Below are 22,066 nucleotides of genomic sequence, written 5' to 3' on the forward strand. Positions count from 1 at the left end.
GGATAAGATTTTTCATCAGCTCATGCGTCGCTTCGGCTCGCATTTGCTGTGGAAACCAAAAAAAGTAGCCTTATGTTTTTAGACTACTTTTTGTTTTTTTAATTTAATTTATTTCAAGAAATCCGACTCCTTTGAAGAAACTCCCTATTCGGTCGTTTCTTCTGCAGTCGCTGGATAAGATTTTTCATCAGCTCATGCTTCGCTAAGGCTCGCATTCGCTGTGAAAACCAGAAAAACCGAGACACGTCTCGGTTTTTCTTATCATTACCTTCTATTTTTTATTGCTTCTATTAATCCAGGAACTACATTAAATAAGTCGTCAACAATTCCGTAGTGGGCTGTCTTAAAGATGGCAGCGTCTGGGTCATTGTTGATGGCAATTATAGTTGTGGAGTCTTCCATTCCCTTAGTGTGTTGGATTGCTCCTGAAATTCCAAGGGCAATGTAGAGGTCTGGTCTTACTTGAACGCCAGTTACACCAACTTGTAGGTCCTTGTCACACCAGCCAAGGTCAGTTACAGCCTTAGTTGCTCCAACTGCACCGCCAAGTGCTTCTGCAAGTTCTTCTACTAGGTGCCAGTTTTCTGGTCCACCAAGTCCTCTACCACCTGATACAACAACTTTTGCATTCATTAGCTTATCAAGAAGTGGGTTGATTTCTTCTTTTTCGAAGTCAATGAATTTTGTCTTAACGTCATCTGCTGTGATATTGGCTTCTTCTTTTATTACTTCAGCGACCTTTGATTCGTTGAAAGGAGCTTCAACAAAGCCACCTCTACCAATTGTAGCCATCATTGTTTCAGATGTGATTCTTACGTCACAGAATAGTTTTCCGTCAAAGGAAGGTCTTATCCATTTAATGTCTTCCTTGTCTTCAGTTATTTCAACGCTGGAACAGTCGGCAACAAGTCCAAGACCTCTTTTTGCTGAAACCCTACCTGCAAGGTCACGTCCATCATGTGATGCTGGAAGCATAACAATTGCTGGATCGTATTTTTCCATTAGGCCATCTAAGACTTTGGCATAGGCCATTGTGTTGTAATTTTCTAAAAGTTCATCAGAAACTTGGATTACCTTGTCGGCTCCAAGGTTGCCTGATAATTTTGCCTTGTCATCATTGTTGTGACCAATTTCTACTGCCACAAGTTCTCTATCTAATTCATCAGAAAGTTCTCTCGCTATAGACATTATTTCTTTAGTTATAAGTGAAAGTGAGCCTTCTGAAGTTTCGTTTACTACCCAAATATTTCCTTTTTTCATTTTATCACCTACACTAAAACTTTCGCATCTTCGATTATCTTTATAACTGCGTCTATGTTCTTGTCAGCAGAACCTTCGTCAATTATCTTGCCTGTTTCGAACTTGTCTGGAGCTGAAAGGTCTTTTACAACTGTAAGGGAACCTTTTTGTCCAATTTTATCAAGGTCAAGTCCAAGTTTGTCTGCAGTTAGGTCGTGGATTTCTTTTTCTTTTGCAATCTTAGATCTCTTTAGGGCAAACTTTGAAGGTTTGTTAACTGAACCCTTTAGTGCTGATGCAACGAAAGGTGCCTTTAATGAAACTGTTTCAGTTCCGTCAGCAACTTTTCTCTTAACTTCAAACTCGCCGTCCTTGTAGTTAATGTCTGATACATAAGTAACTTGGTTCATGCCAAGTCTTTCGGCAATTTGTGGGCCAACTTGTCCTGTGTCTCCGTCCATAGTTTGGTCACCTGTGAAGATGATGTCGTATTCGCCAATTTGTTTAATGGCTTCTGTTAGGGCATAGGATGTTGCAAAGGTATCAGAACCCTTGAACTCTATTCCTTCTAATAGGTAAGCTTCTTCTGCACCCATTTGGATACATTCGCGAAGGTATTTTTCTCCGTCTGGTGGTCCCATAGTTAGCACGTCGATTTGTACTTCTTCTTCCACTTGTTCTTTGACATTAAGTGCAAATTTTAAACCACAAAGATCTGATGGGTTAATAACTGTTTTGATTCCATCTCTCTTGAGGTTTTTTGTTTCTGGATCAATTTTTGCATTTGTTGTGTCAGGAACAATTTTCATTAATAATAATATTTTCATAGTTCCTCCTAAAATATTTTTACTTCAATATATTTATATCATACCCCAAAATGGCGAAAGTATTAAGAAAATTTTTATAAGTGATAAAAATAATCAAAAAACCCTTAAATAAATTCATTTTATTTCATAAGGTACTTAAAATTTTTTTTGCTTGTATTATAATGGAAGAGGAAGTTTATTATTTTTATATAGGAAGAAGGTTTATATAAGATGAAAAAATTTAAAAAGTTTTCCAGCCTTATGCTTATAGCCACAATGGTTGGTCTTTTAATGACTGGCTGTGCTCAAAAGACTAATGATGGGGCAAATGAAAAAGCAAATGACACTAAGGTTGCTGCAGAAGAAAAGACTGGAAGTCATAAGATTGTTGACCACGCAGGTCGTGAACTTGAAGTGCCAGATAAGATTGAAAAAATCGTAATTGACCAAGTGCCAATTCTTTCAACTTACATGGCATACAATGAAGGCAAGGCTCCTTACATTGTTGGTTACGCTGGTTCCCTAAAACAAGTTATTTCTAACACAGTTCTTCAAGATATTGCACCTGAACTTCTTGACACAACAAACACAGTTCAAGGCCAATCTGACATCAATGTGGAAGAAATCATTAAGTTAAAACCAGATGTAATTTTTTATAATGCAAAGAACCAAGACCGTTATGAAAAGTTGGCGAAGACTGGAGTTCCTTGTGTAGGTTTTGTAACTATGGGGGCAGACACTCCAGCTGACCCAATAAACAGGTATGGGGAATGGCTAAAACTTCTTGAAGATGTCTTTGGTGAAGAAGGCAAGATGGATAATTTCTTGGCAGCTGGCGACGACATTGTAAAGGATGTTGAAAAGAGAATTGCCACAGTTCCTGAAGACAATAGACCAAGCGGTATGATCCTTTGGAAGTATGTTGAAGGTACACCAATTGTTGCCGGCAAGGGAACTTTCGGAGACTTCTGGCTAAAGAGACTTGGGGTAAATAATGTTGCCCAAGATGCCAAGGGTTACGCCAAGGTAAATGTGGAAGAAATCTACAAGTGGAATCCTGATGTATTTTACCTTGATGGACCCGGTCTATTGGATATAAAGAGGGAAGAAGTTTACAACAACACTGTTGAAGGTTTTGATTTTTCTAACTTAAAGTCTGTTAAGGACAAGAGAGTTTACAATTCAAAGCTTGGTATGTGGAACTGGTTAACACCAAACCCAGATGCTCCACTAGTTTTGGCTTGGCTTGCAAGTGAAACTTACCCTGAAGCCTTTAAGGACTACGACTTAAATAAGGTCATCAAGGACTACTACGCTAAGTGGTACAATTATGAACTTACAGATGAACAAATCGAGGACATGTTTAATATATGACAAAAAACTTTTGGACTAGGGATGATGGAAGACTTCATCCCTATGTTTATTTTATTTTAATTTTCTTTCCCCTGGCCTGTGGCCTTATTGGCCTTTCCATGGGGAGGATGGATATTAAAATATCAGAAATTATTTTATTTTTTAAAAACTTAATAGGTGGAGGACAAGTTGATCCTCTTATGGAGTCTTTAATTATAAATATTAGGCTGCCAAGGGTCCTAACAGCCCTCGTTGTTGGAGGGGGACTTACTGCTGCGGGGATTGCCTTCCAGGCACTTTTTTCAAATCCCCTTGCGACTCCAGATATCTTGGGGGTTACATCGGCAGCATCCCTTGGGGCAGTCCTAGGTATAATCCTATCTCTTGGGACTATGGGGATTCAAGTTCTCGCCATGATCTTTGGACTCCTTTCAATCCTCATAACAATTAATCTTGTGAAGAGGGACGAGACTTCTATGATTATGCTGGTCTTGGCTGGGATAATTGTTTCTTCCCTTGCCAATGCCCTGGCTTCTCTATTGAAGTATACAGCCGATCCCATGGACAAGTTGCCACAAATCACCTACTGGCTAATGGGGTCCTTCGGTAGGACTTCTTACAAGAACCTAGCCTTGGCAGGTCCCCTTATCTTGATTTCTATGATTGTAATCTACAAGATGAGGTGGAGCCTCAACCTCTTGTCACTTTCAGAAGACGAGGCCAGGTCACTTGGGATAAATGTCAAGAGGACTAGGTTGATTTTTATACTTGCTGCTACTCTTATAACTGCGTCCTCAGTTTCTATTTGTGGACAAATTGGATGGATTGGATTGATTATCCCCCATCTTGTGAGGTTGATGGTGGGGTCAAACAACCTATATACTTTGCCACTGGGAATAAGTTTTGGGGCAGGCTTTATGATCCTAATTGAAGCCCTATCGAGGACAGTTTCGGTAATTGAGCTTCCAATTTCAATTTTAACGGCAATTATAGGGGCACCAATTTTTATAATCTTAATGAGAAGGTCAGGAGGGATTTTTAAATGAAGCTAGAAGTTTCTGGAGGAAATTTTAAATTTAAAAAATCTGATTTTATATTAAAGGATATAAATTTCTCCCTTGAAGACTCTGATGTCCTCTCTATACTTGGTCCCAACGGGGTTGGAAAGACTACCCTTATAAGGTGTTTGACAGGCCTACTCCCTTGGACAAGTGGAGATACTATCATAGACGGGAAAAATATTTCTTCTATTAAAGAGAGAGAGCTTTGGTCAAAAATATCCTACATTCCTCAAAAGCGATCTTCTGCCTTTGCCTATACAGGACTTGAGATGGTCCTCTTTGGGTCTACTTCTTCAATGTCAATTTTTGAGAAGCCAAGGGACAAGGACCTAAGAAGGGCAGAAGAAGTTATGAAGTCCATAGGAATCTATCACTTGCGTGACAAGGCATCAGACCAGATGAGTGGGGGAGAAGTTCAAATGCTCTTAATTGCTAGGAGTCTCATGAAGGATCCACAGATTATAATTTTGGATGAACCAGAAAGTGGACTGGACTATAAGAATCAAATGGTGATTTTAAATTTGATAAAGAGCCTGGCAGAGTCAGGTGTCATAATTGTCATGAACACCCACTACCCAGACCACGCCCTTTCCATTTCCAACAAGTGTCTCTTGCTAAGCTATGACAAGACCTATGAGTTTGGCCCGACTAGGAAAGTCCTAACAAGAGAAAACTTAAAAAAATCTTTTTCTGTTGATGTAAGTATTTCAGAATTTCAAATTGATGGGAAGACCTATGAGAGGATAATACCCTTAGAGATAGAAGATGAAAATTTAAAATAAAAACTACATCTAAAGAGAAGTATGGAAGCCATACTTCTCAGATTGTAGACAAACCCAGAAATAATTTCTGGGTTTGTTGCATTCTTAATATATTTACTAAAAAAATCTTTAATTTATCCAAAGTTAAATCCTTATTAGGATCCAATTTATATAGTAGTATTGCTAATTTTTTCATATTTATGCACGCAAATGTAAGTGCAGCTTTCATTTCCATCTTTGCTAGTCCAATCATGTTTGTGTATCTAAATCCATGGAATTCTTTTGCACTTCCAAATTGTCTTTCTACTGTTTCTTTTCTTCTTTTGTATTCTTCTTTTCCTTTTTCTGTGTATCTATATTCTTCTGTTTCATCTATGTATTTTTGCCAAATGTGTCTTGTGATTACTTTTTGATTGTTTTTACTCTGTGTGCATCTTTTGAGGTTAGGGCATTTTTTACATTGTTCTTTATTTCTTTTGTACTCTCTATATCCCTCTCTATTTGTTGTCGTGTATTCTAGTATTTGATTTTCTGGGCATAGGTAACAGTCATAGTACTCATCATATATGAATTCTCTTTTGTAGTAGGGGTTTTCTATTTTTGGTTTTCTTTTTGGTGCTGTGTAGGGAAATACTGGTTGTATTTCGTCTTCTAGTAGTTTTTTTGCTATGGCTGGTGTTTTATATCCTGCATCCATTACTATTTTTTCTGGTTTGTATTTTTTTAGTTTTTCTTCATAAAAGGGTATTAGGGTTGTGCTGTCATGGAGATTTCCTGGGAATGTTTTATGTCCTAAGATCCAACCATTTTTGTCTACTGATGTTTCTACACAATAGGCAAAGACTTCTTTGTGCTCTCCTTTATGAAAGAGTCCACTTTCTGGGTCTGTTGTTGAGACTGTTATTTCTTTTGTTTCTTCTTTTTTATTTTTTTCTTTTAGTGGTTTTTTCCCATGTTCTTTTCTATCTTCTTCTATTTCTTTGTCTAATTCTTCTTGGTATGCTTTTGCTGCTTTTTTGATTTCTTCTTTTTTGTTTTTATGTCTATTTGCATGGGCTTTTACATGTGTTGAGTCTACGAATTGTATTTTCTCATCTACGAATCCTTTGTTCATTGCTTGGCTTAAGATGTTTTGAAATATTTCTTCAAATATGTTTGTATCTTTAAATCTTCTTCTGTAGTTTTGGCTAAATGTTGTGAAGTGAGGAACTTTATCATAAAAGTCCAGTCCTAAAAACCATCTATATGCTATGTTTACTTCTATTTCTTTTATTGTTTGTCTCATACTTTTTATGTTGAATAGATACTCTATGAATAGTATTTTTATTAATACTACTGGATCTATGCTTGGTCTTCCGTTGTCTAGTGAGTATTTATCTTCTACTAATTCATAGATGAAGCTAAAGTCTATGTATTTGTCTATTTTTCTTAATATGTGATTTTTAGGTACAAGTTGTTCTACTGAAATTAGTTGTACTTGATTTGTTTTTCTATTGTTATTTTTTGATAGCATGTCACACCTACTTCCTTAGTTTATTTTTACCCTTTTTTTCTGTAATTCAGATGATTTTATTAAAAAAAGCAGGCTTTTTTTGCCTGCTTTGTCATCAGTCTGAACCGGCTACGCCGGTGGTTTTTTGTTGCCTTGGAATTTTCAGAATGTAATTTTTTGTGGATTTAATTTATTGGGAGATTTAAATTTTAGAGTTTTTGAGGGTAAATTTTCGCAAATTTTTAGATAATTTCATAAAATATGAAAAAAACTACCTAAAATAAAAGTTTTTATGGCAAAAAAATTTTTTATGGCAAAAAAATTGAGAAAAATGTAAAAAACTTACATGAAATTAAAAAAATCAGCTCTAAAATAAAATTTTTATGGAAAGTTCTATAAAAATAGAAAAAATTATCTATATTATAGAAAAGATTTGCTTAAAGTCAAATAAATCATTGCAATTTAAATGTTTTTAGACTATATTAAGAAGAGTGCCTATAAATTAGGCCGAAAAATTATTGCTAAAATTTATATAATAAAAAAATCTGAAGAAATTCAAAAAAACCTGTAAATTTCCTTTACAAGTGGGATTTTTTATTATATAATATTTGAGCGTTTAAAAAAGAATGTTGCGATGAAGTCATAAGTTGCTTGAGATTTTGTTGAAAAAAAGGAGTTTCAAGGTAATTATGACAGAGAAGTCCAAGCTGGACTTGGGCGAGGGTTATTTTTTTCTATTGTGCCCTGTTTACACACCAGGGTGCGTGTATCGATAACCCCATTCGCAAGTAAGGCTTTAGCGAATAGGAGGTAAATATGTCTAACAAAGGCAAACAAAAAATTAGAATTAAACTTAAAGCTTATGATCACGAACTACTTGACAATTCAGCACTAAGAATTGTTGATGCTGCTAAGAAGAGCGGTGCAGAAGTTTCTGGACCAATTCCTCTTCCAACTGAAAAGGAAATCATCACAATTATAAGAGCTGTACACAAGTACAAGTATTCAAGAGAACAATTTGAGCAAAGAACTCACAAGCGTCTAATTGATATATTAAACCCTACACAAAAGACTGTAGATTCACTTATGAAGTTAAATCTACCAGCTGGTGTAGATATTGAAATTAAACTTTAAAACTTTGCTTTATATGACTTCTACTTATAGAAGTCCGCTGTAAATATTAGGAGGTGCAACATGAAATATTTAGTAGGTAAAAAAATTGGCATGACCCAAATTTTTGATGAAGAGGGTACTGTCACTCCTGTCTCAGTTATTGAAGTAGAACCAAATGTTGTTGTGCAAAAGAAAACAATTGAAAGTGATGGATACAATGCTATCCAAGTTGCAACACAAGAGGTTAAAGAAAGAAGATTAAACAAACCTGAGAAGGGACATTTTGACAAGGCTGGTGTAGGATACAGAAAACATCTTTCAGAATTTAGAACTGATGATGTAGAATCTTACAACCTAGGCGATGAAATAAAGGTAGATTTATTTGAAGTTGGAGAACACGTTGATGTTGTTGGAACTTCAAAGGGTAAGGGAACTGCTGGTATTATCAAACGTCACAACTTCGGTCGTGGTAGAGAAACTCACGGTTCTAAATTCCACAGAATGCCAGGTGGTATGGGAGCTGCTTCTTATCCAGGAAGAGTTTGGAAAAACCACAGAATGGCTGGAAAAATGGGTAACGAAAGAGTTACTGTACAAAATCTAGAAATCGTAAGAATAGATACAGATAAAAATTTAATTTTAGTTAAGGGTGCTATCCCAGGACCTAAGAAGGGAACTGTTAGAGTTAAAAGCACTGTTAAAATGACTAAATAAGATAGGGAGGTTAAAAAATGCCTAAAATTCAAATGATTGACATTAAGGGAAATCCTGTTGAAGAAGTCGAACTAAGTGAAGGGCTATTTGCTGCTCCTGTTAGCACTCATGCTGTTTATTTAGTTGTTAAAAATATTTTGGCTAACAATAGACAAGGTACTCACTCTGCTAAGACACGTGCTGAAGTTCGTGGAGGCGGAAGAAAACCTTGGAGACAAAAGGGAACTGGTCGTGCAAGACAAGGTTCTATTAGATCACCTCAATGGAGAGGCGGTGGAGTTGTTTTTGCTAAGAAACCTAGAGATTACTCTTACACAACTCCTAAGAAGACTAGAAGAGTTGCTCTTAAGTCAGTTCTTACTAGCAAGTTACAAGATGGCGAAATGATTCTTGTAGATTCTATCCAAATGGAAGAAGCTAAGACAAAAGTTTTTGCTAACATCTTAAAGGACATTGGTGCTGGTAACAAGGCACTTGTAGTTGTTAATGACGACGAAAAAGATGTTCAAAGAGCAGCAAGAAACATCGCTGGTGTTAAAACATCAAGAGCTACAGATATTAACGTATATGACTTATTAAAATACGACAAACTTGTTATGACAAAGTCTGCACTTGATGTTGTTGAGGAGGTTTTTAACTGATGAATAAATTTGACGTTATAAAAAGACCTTTAGTCACTGAACAAAGTATGGACATGATGGCAGAAAACAAATACACTTTCGAAGTTGTTAAAACTGCTACAAAACCTGAAATCAGAGAAGCTGTTGAAGAAATCTTCGGCGTTAAGGTTGAAAAAGTATATACAATGAATATGCGTGGTAAACTTAAAAGACAAGGAGTTCATCAAGGAAGACGTCCTTCATGGAAAAAAGCTATAGTTAAGCTTACTGATGACTCAGAGCCGATAGAATTTTTTGATTCTATTTGATAGTAGGAGGTATTAATAATGGCGATTAAAGGATTTAAACCTACAACTCCTTCCCGTAGAAAAATGACAGTTGCTTCATACGAAGAGATTACTAAAACAACACCTGAAAAATCTCTTCTAACAACTATCAACAAGACTGCCGGTAGAAATGCTCACGGTAGAATTACTAGTAGACACAGAGGCGGCGGAGTTAAAAGAAAATACAGAATTATAGATTTAAAGAGAGATAAAGACAATATTCCTGCAAGAGTAGCAGCTATTGAATACGATCCATACAGAACAGCTTACATTGCACTTTTAAACTATGCTGATGGTGAAAAAAGATACATCATCCAACCAAATGGTTTAAAGGTAGGAGATATAGTTGAATCTGGATCAGATGCAGATATCAAAGTTGGTAACACACTAATGCTTGCTGACATTCCAGTTGGTACTACTGTTCACAACATAGAAATGACTCCAGGTCGTGGTGGCCAAATCGCAAGATCTGCTGGATCATCTGCACAACTTATGGCTAAAGAAGGTAAGTACGCTCAACTTAGACTTCCTTCAGGTGAATTTAGATTAATAAGCCAAAGATGTAAGGCAACTATTGGACAAGTTGGAAACATTTCTCACGAACTTATCACTTTAGGTAAGGCAGGTAAGAGCAGATATCTTGGAAAAAGACCTCACGTAAGAGGATCTGCAATGAACCCTGTTGATCACCCTCATGGTGGTGGGGAAGGTAGAACTCCAATTGGTAGACCTTCACCAATGACTCCTTGGGGCAAGAAAGCTCTAGGACTTAAGACTAGAAAGAAATCTAAAAAATCTGATATGTATATCGTAAGAAGAAGAACTAAGTAATCGGAGGGTATTAATGAGTAGATCAATAAAAAAAGGACCATTTGCTGATGAACACCTTCTAAAGAAGGTTGACGAGCTTAATGATAAAAACGAACACAAAGTAATTAAAACTTGGTCTCGTCGCTCAACTATTTTCCCTGAATTTGTTTCTCACACAATTGCTGTTCATGACGGCAGAAAACATGTGCCAGTATACATTACTGAAGACATGGTAGGACATAAATTAGGCGAATTTGTTCCAACAAGAACATACAGAGGCCATGGCGGCAAGAGCGAAAAGAGTACTACACTTAAGTAAGGAGGGTTATAATGCAAGCACAAGCAATTGCTAAATATGTAAGAATATCACCTCTAAAGGTGAACTATATTTGCGCAGAAATACGCGGAAAAAGCGTTGATGAAGCCCTCTCTATTTTAAAGTTTACTAACAAAAGAGGAGCTCATGAACTATATAAGGTACTACATTCAGCTGTAGCTAACGCTGAAAACAACCTTAACCTAGACAGAGGAGATCTTTATGTTAAAAAGGCTTACGCAAACGAAGGCCCAACAATGAAAAGATTCCGTCCTAAGGCTAAGGGAATGGCTTATCCAATTCTAAAAAGATCAAGTCACATTGGCGTTGTAGTAGCAGAAAGAGAGTAAGGAGGTAGAGAATGGGTCAAAAAGTAAACCCACATGGACTTCGTGTTGGAGTAATCAAAGATTGGGATTCAAAATGGTACGCAGACAAGAAAAATTTTGCCGATCTTTTAGTTGAAGACAACGAGATTAGAAATTATGTTAAGAAAAAACTTTATGCTGCAGGTATCTCTAAGATCGAAATTGAAAGAGCTGCTAATAGAGTTAAAATTTCTATTCACACAGCAAAACCAGGCATGGTAATTGGCCGTGGTGGAGCAGGCGTTGAAGAACTAAGAACTGAAATTGAAAAACTTACAGGTAAATCTGTTGTAATAAATGTAGAAGAAATCAAAAACCAAGACTTAGATGCACAAATCGTTGCTGAAGGTATTGCTGAAGCTCTTGAAAGAAGAGTTGCATTTAGACGTGCTATGAAACAAGCAATCCAAAGAACTATGCGTCAAGGAGCACTTGGTATCAAGACTTCTGTTTCAGGTCGTGTTGGTGGTGCTGACATGGCAAGAACTGAAGGATATTCTGAAGGAACTATTCCTCTACAAACTTTAAGAGCTGACATTGACTATGGTTTTGCTGAAGCTGATACAACTTACGGTAAAATCGGTGTTAAGGTATGGCTATACAAGGGTGAAGTTCTTCCTGAACTAACTGAAGAAAGAGGAAGAAGATCTAGAGATAATAGAGATAACAGAAATCGCAAGAGACGCGATAACAGAAACAATAACTTCAATAGAAATAATAGAAGAGACAATAGAAATAAAGAGTCTTAAAGAAGGGGGGAATAGTCATGTTGATGCCTAAGAGAGTAAAATATCGTAAAGTTCACAGAGGCAGAATGAAGGGCAAGGCTATGCGTGGTAATGAGCTTGCATACGGCGAATATGGTATAAAAGCTTTAGAACCTTGTTGGATAACTTCAAATCAAATAGAAGCGGCACGTCGTGCTATGACAAGATATATTCGTAGAGGTGGAAATATCTGGATTAAGATTTTCCCAGACAAACCTGTTACAGAAAAGCCTGCTGAAACTCGTATGGGTTCCGGTAAGGGTGCACCAGAATACTGGGTAGCAGTTGTTAAACCAGGTAGAGTTTTATTTGAAATGGGTGGTGTTTCAGAAGAAGTTGCAAGAGAAGCTATGAGACTTGCATCCATGAAACTCCCTATTAGAACAAAATTCGTTATGAAAGATAAGGATGGTGACTCAAATGAAGGCTAATGAAATTCGCAAGATGTCAAGCGAAGATTTAAATAATAAAGTTAATGAACTTAAAAATGAACTTTTTAATTTGAGATTCAGATTGGCAACTGGCCAACTTGACAATCCATCAAGTATTAAAAGTGTTAAAAGAGATATAGCAAGAGTAAAAACGATCATTAGAGAACGTGAACTTGAAGTAGGAAAGGAGGCTTAATCTCATGGAAAGAAATTCAAGAAAAACTTTAACAGGTATTGTTGTAAGCGATAAGATGGATAAGACTATTGTAGTTCAAACTGAGACTTTAAAGACTCATCCTATCTATAAAAAGAGATTTAAGAAGTCTACTAATTTCAAGGCTCATGATGAAAATAATGAATGTGGTATTGGTGATCGCGTAAAAGTTATGGAAACTAGACCACTAAGTAAAGATAAAAGATGGAGACTTGTAGAAATTATTGAAAAGGCTCAATAATTTTAGCTTGAAAGGAGAATAACATGATTCAACAAGAAACAAGATTGCGTGTTGCTGACAATTCAGGTGCAAGAGAACTATCTGTTGTTAAAGTCCTTGGTGGTACTAATAGAAGAACAGCTAACATTGGCGACATTGTAGTATGTTCTGTAAAACATGCAACACCCGGTGGCGTTGTCAAAAAGGGAGCTGTTGTAAAAGCAGTTATCGTTAGAACAAACAAGGGTATTAGCAGAAAAGACGGATCTTACATCAAATTTGATGACAACGCAGCTGTTGTAATAAAAGACGATAGAAGCCCTGTTGGGACTCGTATTTTTGGACCTGTAACTAGAGAACTTAGAGCTGGAAACTTCATGAAGATTATTTCTCTAGCTCCGGAAGTACTATAATTTGGAGGTGTAATATGAGAATTAAAAAAGATGACATCGTAAAAGTTATAGCCGGAAAAGATAAAGGCAAGACTGGTAAAGTCCTAAGAACAATTCCTAAGAAAGACTTAGTAGTTGTAGAAAAGGTAAATGTTGTTACTAAACACATGAAACCAAGAGGACCTCAAGCACCAGGTGGAATAGAAAAAATGGAAGCACCAATTCACGTGTCTAATGTAATGTACTTTGACAGTGCATCAGGAAAGGCAACAAGAGTTGGTTATAAATTTGAAGACGGAAAGAAAGTTAGATTTGCAAAATCTAGCGGAAACATCATTAAGTAGGGGGTAGAATAATGACTTCAAGATTACAAGAAAAATATAAGACAGAAGTTGTGGGCCACCTAATGGAACGCTTCAATTATTCAAGCGTTATGGAAGTACCGAAACTTGAAAAGATCACTATAAACATTGGTCTTGGCGAAGCTAAAGATAACCACAAGGCTCTAGAAGCAGCTGTTGAAGAGCTAACTCTTATCTCAGGTCAAAAGGCACTTGTTACTAGGGCAAGAAAATCTATAGCTAACTTTAAACTTCGTGAAGGTCAAAACGTTGGTGTTAAGGTTACTCTAAGAGGCGAAAGAATGTATGATTTCTTAGATAAGCTTATGAACGTTGCTCTTCCAAGAGTAAGAGACTTTAGAGGTGTTAAGCCAACTGCATTTGACGGCAGAGGAAACTATGCACTAGGTCTTAAAGAACAACTTATCTTCCCAGAAATTGAATACGATAAGGTAGACACAATTAGAGGAATGGACATCAATATAGTAACTACAGCTAAAACTGATGAAGAGGCTAAAGAATTCCTAGACAAGATGGGAATGCCTTTTGCTAAGGCTTAAGGAGGTACAAAGTGGCTAAAAAATCAATGATTGCTAAACAAAAGAGGAAACAAAAGTATTCTTCTCGTGAATATACAAGATGTAAAATTTGTGGAAGACCACATTCAGTTTTACAAAAATATGGAATATGTAGAATATGCTTTAGAGAACTTGCGTATAAAGGACAAATCCCTGGCGTAAGAAAAGCTAGCTGGTAATAAGCCTTAGATGAAAGGAGGCAAACTGATATGATGACAGACCCAATTGCAGATATGCTATCAAGAATTAGAAATGCAAATAATGCAAGACACAAATCTGTTGATATTCCTTGCTCAAACATCAAAAAAGAAATCGCAAAGATTCTTCTTGATGAAGGTTATATTAAAGGATATGACGTTGTTGAAGATGACAAACAAGGAATTATTAAAATAGATCTTAAATATTCTCAGGACGGTGAAAGAGTTATCTCTGGTTTAAAGAGAATATCTAAACCGGGACTTAGAGTTTATGTTAAGTGCGACGATGTTCCTAAAGTTCTAGGTGGACTAGGAATTGCAATTATCTCTACATCTAAGGGAATAATTACAGATAAAATGGCAAGACAAAATAAAGTTGGCGGAGAGGTAATCTGCTACGTTTGGTAATTTGGAGGTGAAAAATGTCAAGAATTGGCAAAAAACCTATTGAAATCCCAAAGGGCGTTGATGTTAAAGTTGACGGTCAAACAGTTACTGTTAAGGGACCAAAGGGTGAACTAACACAATCTTTCGATAAAGATTTAAAAATAGAATTAAATGACGGAGTTCTCACTGTAGAAAGACCAAATGATATTAAAAGAATTAAGGCACTTCACGGTTTAACTAGAACTCTAATTGAAAATATGATAATTGGCGTTACAGAAGGTTATTCAAAATCTCTTGAAATAATCGGTACAGGATACAGAGCTGCTAAGAAGGGAAAGGTTCTTTCTCTTAACTTAGGTTTCTCTCACCCTCTTGATTTAGAAGATCCAGAAGGTATTGAAGTAGAAGTTCCATCTCCTAACTCAATTATTATTAGAGGTAATGACAAACAACAAGTTGGCGCTTATGCTGCTTACATTAGACGCTTCAGAGAACCTGAACCATATAAGGGTAAGGGTATTAGATATACTGATGAACATGTAAGACGTAAAGTTGGTAAGACAGGTAAGTAAGAAAGGAGAATTTAAGTGTTAAAAAAGATTAATAGAAATGAAAACAGAATTAAAAGACACAAAAGAATTAGAAATCATATCTCCGGTACTTCTATGAAGCCTAGACTTTCAGTTTACAGATCATCTAAACATATTTATGCTCAACTAATTGATGATGAAGCTGGCAATACTTTAGCAAGTGCATCTACACTTGATAAGGGATTAAACCTAGAAAACACTGGAAATATTGAAGCAGCTAAATCTGTTGGAGAATCTATTGCTAAGAAGGCAAAAGAAAAAGGAATTGAAGAAGTTGTATTTGACAGAGGTGGATATGTATTCCACGGTAAAGTCAAAGCACTTGCTGATGCAGCTAGAGAAGCTGGTCTAAAATTCTAAGAAGGAGGAAGTAATGGAGCGTTCATTAATAAATGCGGCAGAACTTGATCTTGAAGAAAGAGTAGTAGCTATTAATAGAGTTGCCAAAGTAGTTAAGGGTGGTAGAAACTTTAGATTCTCAGCTCTTGTAGTAGTTGGTGACAAAAACGGACACGTTGGTGTAGGTACTGGTAAAGCTCTTGAAGTTCCTGAAGCTATAAGAAAAGCAACACAAGATGCTAGAAAGAATATTGTAAGAGTTAACTTACTAAACACTTCTATTCCTCATCAAGTAACTGGAATTTATGGTGCAGGTAAAGTATTCTTAAAACCAGCAAGAGAAGGTACAGGAGTTATTGCCGGTGGTGCAGTGCGTGCTGTATGCGAACTTGCAGGTATTACTGATATTCGTACTAAGAACATTGGTACAAACAACCCAAGAAACATCGTTAATGCAACAATGGAAGGTCTAAAGTCTCTTAAGACTGCAGAATCTGTTGCAAAACTTAGAAATAAATCTGTTGAAGAAATTTTAGGATAGGAGGAAAATCATGAGTACAATTAAAATTAAACTTGTAAAAAGTCCTATCGGTAAAGTGCCAAAACACAGAAAAACAATTAAAGCTCTTGGTTTCAAAAAAGTAAACCAAGTAATTGAAAAAAATGATACTCCTCAAATTAGAGGAATGTTAAAACAAGTCGATTATATGATCGAAGTAGTAGAATAAGGAGGTGTACCTAATGAAGTTACATGACTTAAGACCTAACGAAGGCGGCGGAGTTAAAGCTAGAAAGAGAGTAGGTCGTGGAATTGGTTCCGGTACTGGTAAAACTTCCGGCAAGGGTCACAAGGGACAAAATGCTAGAAGTGGCGGCGGAGTAAGACCTGGATTTGAAGGTGGTCAAATGCCTCTATTCAGACGTCTTCCTAAGAGAGGATTTACAAATATCTTTAAGAAAGAATATGCAGTATTAAACGTAGCTGATCTTAATGTATTTGAAGAAGGAACTGAAATCACTCCTGAATTCTTAATCGAAAATAAATATATTAAAGCTGGTAAGGCTAAAGACGGAATTAGAATCTTGGGAGATGGTGAATTAAATGTTAAATTAACTGTTAAAGCTCAGCATTTCTCAAAATCTGCTATAGAAAAAATTGAGGCTTGCGGAGGAAAGGCCGAGGTGATTTAATGCTGTCCACTTTTAGAAATGCGTGGAAAGTTGAATCTCTTCGTAAGAAGATGCTTTTCACTCTTTTCATGCTTCTATTATATAGACTTGGATCACATATCGCCGTTCCTTATATGAACTCACAAGTGATTTCACAAATTTTTTCAGGATCAGGCGGATCAATTTTCTCCTTCCTTGACCTAATGGCAGGAGGAAACTTTAGAAGATTTACTATTTTTGCTGCTAACATTTATCCATATGTTACAGCATCAATCATACTTCAACTTTTGACAATTGCTATTCCATCCTTGGAATCTCTAGCAAAAGAAGGAGAAACTGGTAGAAAGGCTATTGCAAAATACACTAGATACCTTTCTATTGTTATCGCTCTTATTCAAGCAATTGGTTATACTTTTGGTCTATTTAGACAAGCAGTTAACGCAACAAGTGCTATTGAATATGTAACTATTATCCTATCAATAGTTGCAGGTACAGCGATCTTAATTTGGATAGGAGAACAAATTACTGAACACGGAATTGGAAATGGTATTTCAATATTAATTTTTGCAGGTATCGTTTCAAGATTCCCACTTGATATAGCTCAATCTGTTGCTCTTGTTAAGGCAGGAAAAGCTAGCCCAATGTTCTTAGTGCTATTTGTAATAATTGCAATCGCAATTGTTGCTTTTGTAGTAACACTTACTGAAGGTGAGAGAAGAATTCCTGTACAATATGCAAAGAGAGTTGTTGGTAGAAAGATGTACGGTGGCCAATCCACTCATATTCCTATTAAGGTTTTAATGACTGGTGTAATGCCAATTATCTTCGCTAACTCACTACTTGCTATTCCAGCAACTATTGCTATGTTTACAAGTGAATCAACTAGAAATTGGATTCAAAAATGGTTAACACCAGCTGGTGGACCAGGAGCTGTGCTTTATATAATATTTACTGTAATTCTTATTGTATTCTTCACATTCTTCTACACTACAATCCAATTTAACACTGTTGAATACTCTAAAAACCTTCAAGCTAATGGTGGTTTTATTAGTGGTATTAGAGCAGGAAAACCTACAAGTGATTATTTAGGTAGAACTTTAAATAGATTAGTTATGCCGGGAGCAATTGCACTTTCTATACTTGCAGTTCTTCCAACAATCTTAACACTTATTTCAGGCCTACAATTTAACTATGGTGGTACATCAATTATCATCGTTGTTGGTGTTGTACTTGAAATTCACAGGGTGTTAGAACAACAATTAATCATGAGAAATTATCGTGGATTCTTAAAGAATAAGTAGGAGGTAATTATGAAATTAGTTATATTGGGACCTCCAGGGGCCGGAAAAGGCACACAAGCTGAATATATTGTTGAAAAATACAATATCCCACACATTTCAACTGGAGATATCTTTAGAGAAAATATTAAGAACAATACTGAACTTGGAAAGAAAGCTAAGTCCTATATGGACAAAGGTCTTTTAGTTCCTGATGATCTTGTTATTGCACTTGTTGAAGACAGACTTAACAAGGAGGATGCTAAAGAAGGATTTCTACTAGACGGTTTCCCAAGAACTGTAGCTCAAGCTGTTAGTCTTGATTCAATCTTAGACAAGAATGATGACAAGCTAACTAAGGTAATTAATATTTCTGTTGATCCAGAAATCTTAATTGAAAGAGCTGTTGGAAGACGTGTTTGTAAAACTTGTGGAATGACTTATCACGTTAAGTTCAATCCTCCAAAGGAAGAAGGAATTTGTGATAAGGACGGCACTAAGCTTATTCAAAGAGATGACGATACTGAAGAAACTGTAAAGACTAGAATTTCTGTTTACTTTGATCAAACAGCACCTCTTATTGACTACTATAGAGCTCAAAATCTATTAATAGACATTGACGGTGCCAAGGATATTGATAAAGTATTTGACGATATAGTTATTGGTCTCGAATAGTTCATGGATAAAACATTTAGTCTTTTGAAGGGACAAGTGGTAAGATCCAAAAAAGGTAGGGATGAGGGCAAGGTTTATATCATAATGGATATCATTGATGATGACCTTCTCTTACTCGTTGATGGAAAACTAAGAAAGCTAGATCGACCAAAGAAAAAAAAGGTAAAACATCTTTATATATATAAGGATGTCATTGATACTGAGGTTAGTGACTTCAGCGACACCTATATTAGAAAGAAACTCTTACCTTATAGCTAAAGGAGGATCCTTAATAATATGGCTAAAGAAGATGTAATTGAAGTAGAAGGCGTTGTTGTAGACGCTCTTCCTAATACTCATTTCAAGGTTGAACTTGAAAATGGACATATCATACTCGCTCATATTTCAGGTAAATTGAGAATGAATTATATTAGAATTCTTCCTGGTGATAAGGTGACAGTTGAGCTTTCACCTTATGATCTTACTCGAGGAAGAATAACTTGGAGAAAGAAATAATCCAGAGTCAGGAGGCATTTAAATGAAAGTAAGACCATCTGTAAAAAAGATGTGCGAAAAGTGCAAAATAATTAAAAGAAACGGAAAAGTAATGGTAATCTGTGAAAATCCGAAACATAAACAAAGACAGGGATAAGGGAGGTAATTATGGCTAGAATTTCCGGTGTTGATTTACCTAGAGAAAAAAGAGTTGAAATTGGACTCACATATATCTACGGTATTGGAAAACCCAGATCTCAAGAAATTTTAACTGCAGCTGGTATTGACTTTGACACTCGTGTTAAAGATCTTACAGAAGCAGAACTTGCTAAAATTAGAGAAGAAATTGATAAGTACCACGTAGAAGGTGATTTACGTCGTGATGTTGCTATGAACATCAAGAGACTTCGTGAAATTAACTGCTACCGTGGAAGAAGACATAAAGCTGGTCTTCCTGTAAGAGGACAAAAGACTAAGACAAATGCTAGGACAAGAAAAGGTCCTAAGAAACTTGTTTCTAAGAGTAAGTAAGGGGGGACTTAAATGGCAAAAAAACAAAAAGTTACACGTGCTAGAAGACGTGTACGTAAAAATATTGAAAAAGGCGAAGCACATATAGCTTCAACATTTAACAACACTATGGTTACTCTTACTGATATTAACGGTAATGTTATATCTTGGGCTAGTGCTGGACAACTTGGATTTAGAGGTTCAAGAAAGTCTACTCCTTTTGCAGCACAAGAGGCAGCACAAGAAGCAGCTGAAAAAGCTAAAGAACACGGACTAAAGAGCGTTGACGTATATGTTAAGGGTCCAGGTTCAGGAAGAGAAGCTGCCATTAGATCTCTTCAAGCATCAGGTCTTGAAGTAACAATGATTAAAGATGTTACTCCAATTCCTCACAATGGATGTAGACCACCAAAACGTAGAAGAGTCTAAACTATTGACCGAGAAGGAGGGTACCCATGATTGAAATTGAAAAACCTAGGATTAGTATTGAAGAATTAGATGAATCGGGTTTATATGGCAAGTTTGTCGTTGAACCCCTAGAAGCTGGATTTGGTATCACTATTGGAAATTCCTTAAGAAGAGTGTTACTTTCCTCTCTACCAGGCGCAGCTGTATCTTTTATCAATATACGTGGCGTTGAACATGAATTTGATACAATTCCAGGAGTATTAGAAGATGTACCTGAAATAGTTTTAAATATTAAATCTATAGTTTTAAAGATGACTGAAGATGAGCCTGTAAAACTAGTAATAGAAAAAAAGGGCAAGGGAGAAATTAAGGCCTCTGACATAGAACTTGCACCACATGTAAGTATTATTAATCCAGATCAACATATAGCAACCCTAAATGATGATGCTGATTTTTATCTTGAAATGATGGTGGAAAAGGGAAGAGGCTACGAACCTTCTGAACTTAAAAAAGATGAAATAACTGAAATTGGAATTATACCTATGGATTCTAACTTCACTCCTGTTGAAAAAGTAAACTGGAAAGTTGAAAACACAAGAGTTGGACAAAGAACAGACTACGATAGGTTGATCCTTGAAGTTACAACAGATGGTTCAATGAAGGCTGACGAAGCAACATCTCTTGCAGCAAAAATCTTAACAGAACATCTTGAACTCTTCATTGGCCTAAAAGAACATGTCAGTGAAATCAACCTGATGGTTGAAAAAGAAGAGGATCAAAAGGAAAAAGTTCTCGAAATGACAGTTGAAGAATTAGACTTATCTGTAAGATCATTCAACTGCCTAAAGAGAGCAGGCATAAATAGTGTTGAGGAACTAACTAATAAAACTGAAAGTGAAATGATGAAGGTTAGAAATCTTGGTAGAAAATCTCTCCAAGAAGTAACTGAAAAACTTGACGAGTTAGGCTTAAGCCTCAAACCTGAAGAAGAATAAGGAGGACATTATGGCAAAAAATAGAAAACTTGGCCGTAATTCAAGTCATAGAAAGGCAATGCTTAGAAACCTTGTTACTTCTCTCTTAGCTGAAGGTAGAATTGAAACTACTCACACAAGAGCAAAAGAAGTTCAAAAAATTGCTGATCGTATGATTACACTTGGAAAAAGAGGCGATCTTCACGCAAGAAGACAAGCTTTAGCATATATTTATTCAGAAGATGTAGTAACAAAACTATTTGACGAATATGCAGAAAAATATGCTGACAGAAACGGTGGATACACTAGAGTTTTAAAGATGGGTCCAAGACGTGGAGACGGCGCAGAAATTTCAATTATAGAATTAGTATAAGGAAATCCAATGGGGTTTCCTTTTTTTATAATTTTTTGGAGGTCTCATGCTTTATAAAAAAATCTACAAGTCTCTTGTGGGAAAAATTTTAATAATATTTGATGAAGAAAATTTACTTGGACTTTATCTAGAGAGTCAAAAAGAATTTGAAGAGAAGTTAAAAGATGAAGATATAAAATTTATTGAATTAAAATCATCAGATGATCTTTATGATGAAAAATTTAAAATATTAAGGCTTACAGAAAATTGGTTGGATAAATATTTTGCTGGTAAAGATCCAGGCTTTCTTCCACCAATAAAAGTAATTGGAAGTGAGTTTAGAAAAGACGTCTGGGAAATTTTATTAAAAATTCCTTATGGGAAGACTTGGACCTATAAAGAAGTGGGAGAAGAATTACTTAAAAGCGGTAAGTACGAGAGAGTATCCAACCAGGCAGTTGGAGGAGCAGTAGGTCACAATCCAATCTCCTTGATAATACCTTGCCATAGGGTCATAGGAAGTGATGGAAGTTTAAGAGGATATGCAGGAGGAATAGAGGTCAAGAGGAAGCTCTTGGAGCTTGAGGGGGAAGAAAAAAGTAAAAAAAGATTTTTTAAAAATTTTTTAAAGATTTTAACTTTAAAGAGTTTTTGTAAAGCGGAGCTTTATGAATCAATCTTGGAGGGGCTTAGGGGCATCGTGAAGTAAAGGGTTAAAGACTTTGTCTTCAAAGATTTCTTTCTAAAGCCTAAGGCTTCAATTCTTATCTTGGAGGGGACTTAGGGCGTTT

At 36.1% G+C, this 22,066-nt stretch carries 37 protein-coding genes; 34 read left to right on the forward strand and 3 right to left on the reverse strand.

The window, feature by feature from the left end; translation table 11 throughout:
* Nucleotides 1-264: 264 nt before the first annotated feature.
* Together HMPREF3023_RS02455 and HMPREF3023_RS02460 are read right to left on the reverse strand one after the other, a co-directional pair.
* On the reverse strand, nt 265-1,260 hold the full coding sequence (locus tag HMPREF3023_RS02455) for an electron transfer flavoprotein subunit alpha/FixB family protein (protein ID WP_070700270.1): 996 nt from the start codon (nt 1,258-1,260) through the stop codon (nt 265-267).
* An 8-nt stretch (nt 1,261-1,268) separates the two neighbouring features.
* Nucleotides 1,269-2,066, reverse strand: a complete 798-nt coding sequence (locus HMPREF3023_RS02460) for an electron transfer flavoprotein subunit beta/FixA family protein (protein WP_070700271.1) — start codon at nt 2,064-2,066, stop codon at nt 1,269-1,271.
* A gap of 210 nt (nt 2,067-2,276) precedes the next feature.
* On the opposite strand from HMPREF3023_RS02460, the gene HMPREF3023_RS02465 reads away from it, so the two are divergent.
* From HMPREF3023_RS02465 to HMPREF3023_RS02475, 3 genes are read left to right on the forward strand one after another with little or no spacing between them, the layout of a single operon-like run.
* Nucleotides 2,277-3,419 (forward strand): ABC transporter substrate-binding protein, encoded by a 1,143-nt coding sequence (locus HMPREF3023_RS02465; protein WP_070700272.1) that lies wholly within the window; start codon nt 2,277-2,279, stop codon nt 3,417-3,419.
* Nucleotides 3,416-4,444 carry a FecCD family ABC transporter permease gene (locus HMPREF3023_RS02470; protein ID WP_070700273.1) on the forward strand — a complete coding sequence of 343 codons (1,029 nt, stop codon included), beginning with the start codon at nt 3,416-3,418 and terminating at the stop codon, nt 4,442-4,444. Before HMPREF3023_RS02465 ends, HMPREF3023_RS02470 begins: the two co-directional genes overlap by 4 nt.
* On the forward strand, nt 4,441-5,241 hold the full coding sequence (locus HMPREF3023_RS02475; protein WP_070700274.1) for an ABC transporter ATP-binding protein: 801 nt from the start codon (nt 4,441-4,443) through the stop codon (nt 5,239-5,241). Before HMPREF3023_RS02470 ends, HMPREF3023_RS02475 begins: the two co-directional genes overlap by 4 nt.
* Nucleotides 5,242-5,278: 37 nt before the next feature.
* On the opposite strand, the gene HMPREF3023_RS02480 is transcribed toward HMPREF3023_RS02475, so the two are convergent.
* Entirely contained in the window at nt 5,279-6,733 is a 1,455-nt protein-coding gene (locus HMPREF3023_RS02480; protein ID WP_070700275.1) for an IS1182 family transposase, read from the reverse strand.
* A 795-nt stretch (nt 6,734-7,528) separates the two neighbouring features.
* Between HMPREF3023_RS02480 and rpsJ the strand changes: the two genes are divergently transcribed.
* The 31 genes from rpsJ to HMPREF3023_RS02635 are packed head-to-tail and all read left to right on the forward strand — an operon-like array spanning nt 7,529 to nt 21,984.
* Nucleotides 7,529-7,846, forward strand: coding sequence for a 30S ribosomal protein S10 (rpsJ, locus tag HMPREF3023_RS02485; RefSeq protein WP_070700276.1), 318 nt, complete (start codon nt 7,529-7,531; stop codon nt 7,844-7,846).
* A gap of 60 nt (nt 7,847-7,906) precedes the next feature.
* Entirely contained in the window at nt 7,907-8,539 is a 633-nt protein-coding gene (gene rplC / locus HMPREF3023_RS02490) for a 50S ribosomal protein L3 (protein ID WP_070700277.1), read from the forward strand.
* Nucleotides 8,540-8,556: 17 nt separating this feature from the next.
* Nucleotides 8,557-9,180, forward strand: a complete 624-nt coding sequence (rplD, locus tag HMPREF3023_RS02495; RefSeq protein WP_070700278.1) for a 50S ribosomal protein L4 — start codon at nt 8,557-8,559, stop codon at nt 9,178-9,180.
* Nucleotides 9,180-9,467: a 50S ribosomal protein L23 gene (gene rplW, locus HMPREF3023_RS02500; RefSeq protein ID WP_005957514.1), complete on the forward strand. Its 288-nt coding sequence runs from the start codon at nt 9,180-9,182 to the stop codon at nt 9,465-9,467. The genes rplD and rplW overlap by 1 nt, the downstream gene beginning before the upstream one ends.
* An 18-nt stretch (nt 9,468-9,485) precedes the next feature.
* A complete protein-coding gene (gene rplB, locus HMPREF3023_RS02505; RefSeq protein WP_070700279.1) occupies nt 9,486-10,316 on the forward strand; it encodes a 50S ribosomal protein L2 in 831 nt (276 codons plus the stop codon).
* Between the two features lie 13 nt (nt 10,317-10,329).
* Nucleotides 10,330-10,614: a 30S ribosomal protein S19 gene (gene rpsS, locus HMPREF3023_RS02510; protein WP_005957452.1), complete on the forward strand. Its 285-nt coding sequence runs from the start codon at nt 10,330-10,332 to the stop codon at nt 10,612-10,614.
* 11 nt (nt 10,615-10,625) lie between these two features.
* Nucleotides 10,626-10,961 carry a 50S ribosomal protein L22 gene (rplV, locus tag HMPREF3023_RS02515; RefSeq protein WP_005957388.1) on the forward strand — a complete coding sequence of 112 codons (336 nt, stop codon included), beginning with the start codon at nt 10,626-10,628 and terminating at the stop codon, nt 10,959-10,961.
* 11 nt (nt 10,962-10,972) lie between these two features.
* Nucleotides 10,973-11,728 (forward strand): 30S ribosomal protein S3, encoded by a 756-nt coding sequence (rpsC, locus tag HMPREF3023_RS02520; protein ID WP_070700280.1) that lies wholly within the window; start codon nt 10,973-10,975, stop codon nt 11,726-11,728.
* Nucleotides 11,729-11,745: 17 nt separating this feature from the next.
* A complete protein-coding gene (gene rplP, locus HMPREF3023_RS02525) occupies nt 11,746-12,177 on the forward strand; it encodes a 50S ribosomal protein L16 (RefSeq protein WP_070700281.1) in 432 nt (143 codons plus the stop codon).
* Nucleotides 12,167-12,373, forward strand: a complete 207-nt coding sequence (gene rpmC / locus HMPREF3023_RS02530) for a 50S ribosomal protein L29 (protein WP_060800689.1) — start codon at nt 12,167-12,169, stop codon at nt 12,371-12,373. The genes rplP and rpmC overlap by 11 nt, the downstream gene beginning before the upstream one ends.
* Nucleotides 12,374-12,377: 4 nt before the next feature.
* Complete coding sequence (gene rpsQ / locus HMPREF3023_RS02535) at nt 12,378-12,632, forward strand: 30S ribosomal protein S17 (RefSeq protein WP_070700282.1); 255 nt, start codon at nt 12,378-12,380, stop codon at nt 12,630-12,632.
* A gap of 23 nt (nt 12,633-12,655) precedes the next feature.
* A complete protein-coding gene (rplN, locus tag HMPREF3023_RS02540) occupies nt 12,656-13,024 on the forward strand; it encodes a 50S ribosomal protein L14 (RefSeq protein ID WP_070700283.1) in 369 nt (122 codons plus the stop codon).
* Nucleotides 13,025-13,038: 14 nt separating this feature from the next.
* Entirely contained in the window at nt 13,039-13,347 is a 309-nt protein-coding gene (rplX, locus tag HMPREF3023_RS02545) for a 50S ribosomal protein L24 (RefSeq protein WP_070700284.1), read from the forward strand.
* An 11-nt stretch (nt 13,348-13,358) separates the two neighbouring features.
* Entirely contained in the window at nt 13,359-13,904 is a 546-nt protein-coding gene (gene rplE / locus HMPREF3023_RS02550; RefSeq protein WP_070700285.1) for a 50S ribosomal protein L5, read from the forward strand.
* An 11-nt stretch (nt 13,905-13,915) separates the two neighbouring features.
* Complete coding sequence (locus HMPREF3023_RS02555) at nt 13,916-14,101, forward strand: type Z 30S ribosomal protein S14 (protein WP_005957510.1); 186 nt, start codon at nt 13,916-13,918, stop codon at nt 14,099-14,101.
* 30 nt (nt 14,102-14,131) lie between these two features.
* Nucleotides 14,132-14,527 (forward strand): 30S ribosomal protein S8, encoded by a 396-nt coding sequence (gene rpsH / locus HMPREF3023_RS02560; protein ID WP_070700286.1) that lies wholly within the window; start codon nt 14,132-14,134, stop codon nt 14,525-14,527.
* A 14-nt stretch (nt 14,528-14,541) separates the two neighbouring features.
* Complete coding sequence (gene rplF, locus HMPREF3023_RS02565) at nt 14,542-15,078, forward strand: 50S ribosomal protein L6 (RefSeq protein ID WP_070700287.1); 537 nt, start codon at nt 14,542-14,544, stop codon at nt 15,076-15,078.
* A 15-nt stretch (nt 15,079-15,093) separates the two neighbouring features.
* Nucleotides 15,094-15,456, forward strand: coding sequence for a 50S ribosomal protein L18 (gene rplR / locus HMPREF3023_RS02570; protein WP_070700288.1), 363 nt, complete (start codon nt 15,094-15,096; stop codon nt 15,454-15,456).
* A 13-nt stretch (nt 15,457-15,469) separates the two neighbouring features.
* Entirely contained in the window at nt 15,470-15,976 is a 507-nt protein-coding gene (gene rpsE / locus HMPREF3023_RS02575; RefSeq protein WP_070700289.1) for a 30S ribosomal protein S5, read from the forward strand.
* Between the two features lie 10 nt (nt 15,977-15,986).
* Nucleotides 15,987-16,163, forward strand: a complete 177-nt coding sequence (rpmD, locus tag HMPREF3023_RS02580) for a 50S ribosomal protein L30 (RefSeq protein WP_070700290.1) — start codon at nt 15,987-15,989, stop codon at nt 16,161-16,163.
* A 13-nt stretch (nt 16,164-16,176) separates the two neighbouring features.
* Nucleotides 16,177-16,626: a 50S ribosomal protein L15 gene (gene rplO, locus HMPREF3023_RS02585; RefSeq protein ID WP_070700291.1), complete on the forward strand. Its 450-nt coding sequence runs from the start codon at nt 16,177-16,179 to the stop codon at nt 16,624-16,626.
* Entirely contained in the window at nt 16,626-17,906 is a 1,281-nt protein-coding gene (gene secY, locus HMPREF3023_RS02590) for a preprotein translocase subunit SecY (protein ID WP_070700292.1), read from the forward strand. The genes rplO and secY overlap by 1 nt, the downstream gene beginning before the upstream one ends.
* Nucleotides 17,907-17,915: 9 nt before the next feature.
* Entirely contained in the window at nt 17,916-18,557 is a 642-nt protein-coding gene (locus HMPREF3023_RS02595) for an adenylate kinase (RefSeq protein WP_070700293.1), read from the forward strand.
* Between the two features lie 3 nt (nt 18,558-18,560).
* Entirely contained in the window at nt 18,561-18,815 is a 255-nt protein-coding gene (locus HMPREF3023_RS02600; protein ID WP_070700296.1) for a KOW domain-containing protein, read from the forward strand.
* A gap of 18 nt (nt 18,816-18,833) precedes the next feature.
* Nucleotides 18,834-19,052 (forward strand): translation initiation factor IF-1, encoded by a 219-nt coding sequence (gene infA, locus HMPREF3023_RS02605; RefSeq protein WP_005957367.1) that lies wholly within the window; start codon nt 18,834-18,836, stop codon nt 19,050-19,052.
* Nucleotides 19,053-19,074: 22 nt separating this feature from the next.
* Nucleotides 19,075-19,188, forward strand: coding sequence for a 50S ribosomal protein L36 (rpmJ, locus tag HMPREF3023_RS02610; RefSeq protein ID WP_010244353.1), 114 nt, complete (start codon nt 19,075-19,077; stop codon nt 19,186-19,188).
* A gap of 11 nt (nt 19,189-19,199) precedes the next feature.
* On the forward strand, nt 19,200-19,562 hold the full coding sequence (gene rpsM, locus HMPREF3023_RS02615; protein WP_019138775.1) for a 30S ribosomal protein S13: 363 nt from the start codon (nt 19,200-19,202) through the stop codon (nt 19,560-19,562).
* A gap of 12 nt (nt 19,563-19,574) precedes the next feature.
* Complete coding sequence (gene rpsK, locus HMPREF3023_RS02620; protein ID WP_070700298.1) at nt 19,575-19,970, forward strand: 30S ribosomal protein S11; 396 nt, start codon at nt 19,575-19,577, stop codon at nt 19,968-19,970.
* A 26-nt stretch (nt 19,971-19,996) separates the two neighbouring features.
* A complete protein-coding gene (locus HMPREF3023_RS02625) occupies nt 19,997-20,944 on the forward strand; it encodes a DNA-directed RNA polymerase subunit alpha (protein WP_070700301.1) in 948 nt (315 codons plus the stop codon).
* A gap of 10 nt (nt 20,945-20,954) precedes the next feature.
* A complete protein-coding gene (rplQ, locus tag HMPREF3023_RS02630) occupies nt 20,955-21,296 on the forward strand; it encodes a 50S ribosomal protein L17 (protein ID WP_070700304.1) in 342 nt (113 codons plus the stop codon).
* A 46-nt stretch (nt 21,297-21,342) separates the two neighbouring features.
* The gene (locus tag HMPREF3023_RS02635; RefSeq protein ID WP_083315494.1) at nt 21,343-21,984 is read left to right on the forward strand and encodes a methylated-DNA--[protein]-cysteine S-methyltransferase; all 642 of its coding nucleotides are present in this window, start codon (nt 21,343-21,345) and stop codon (nt 21,982-21,984) included.
* Nucleotides 21,985-22,066 lie beyond the last annotated feature (82 nt).

This window comes from Peptoniphilus sp. HMSC075B08, from assembly GCF_001815405.1.
Taxonomy (GTDB): Bacteria; Bacillota; Clostridia; order Tissierellales; family Peptoniphilaceae; genus Peptoniphilus_A; species Peptoniphilus_A harei.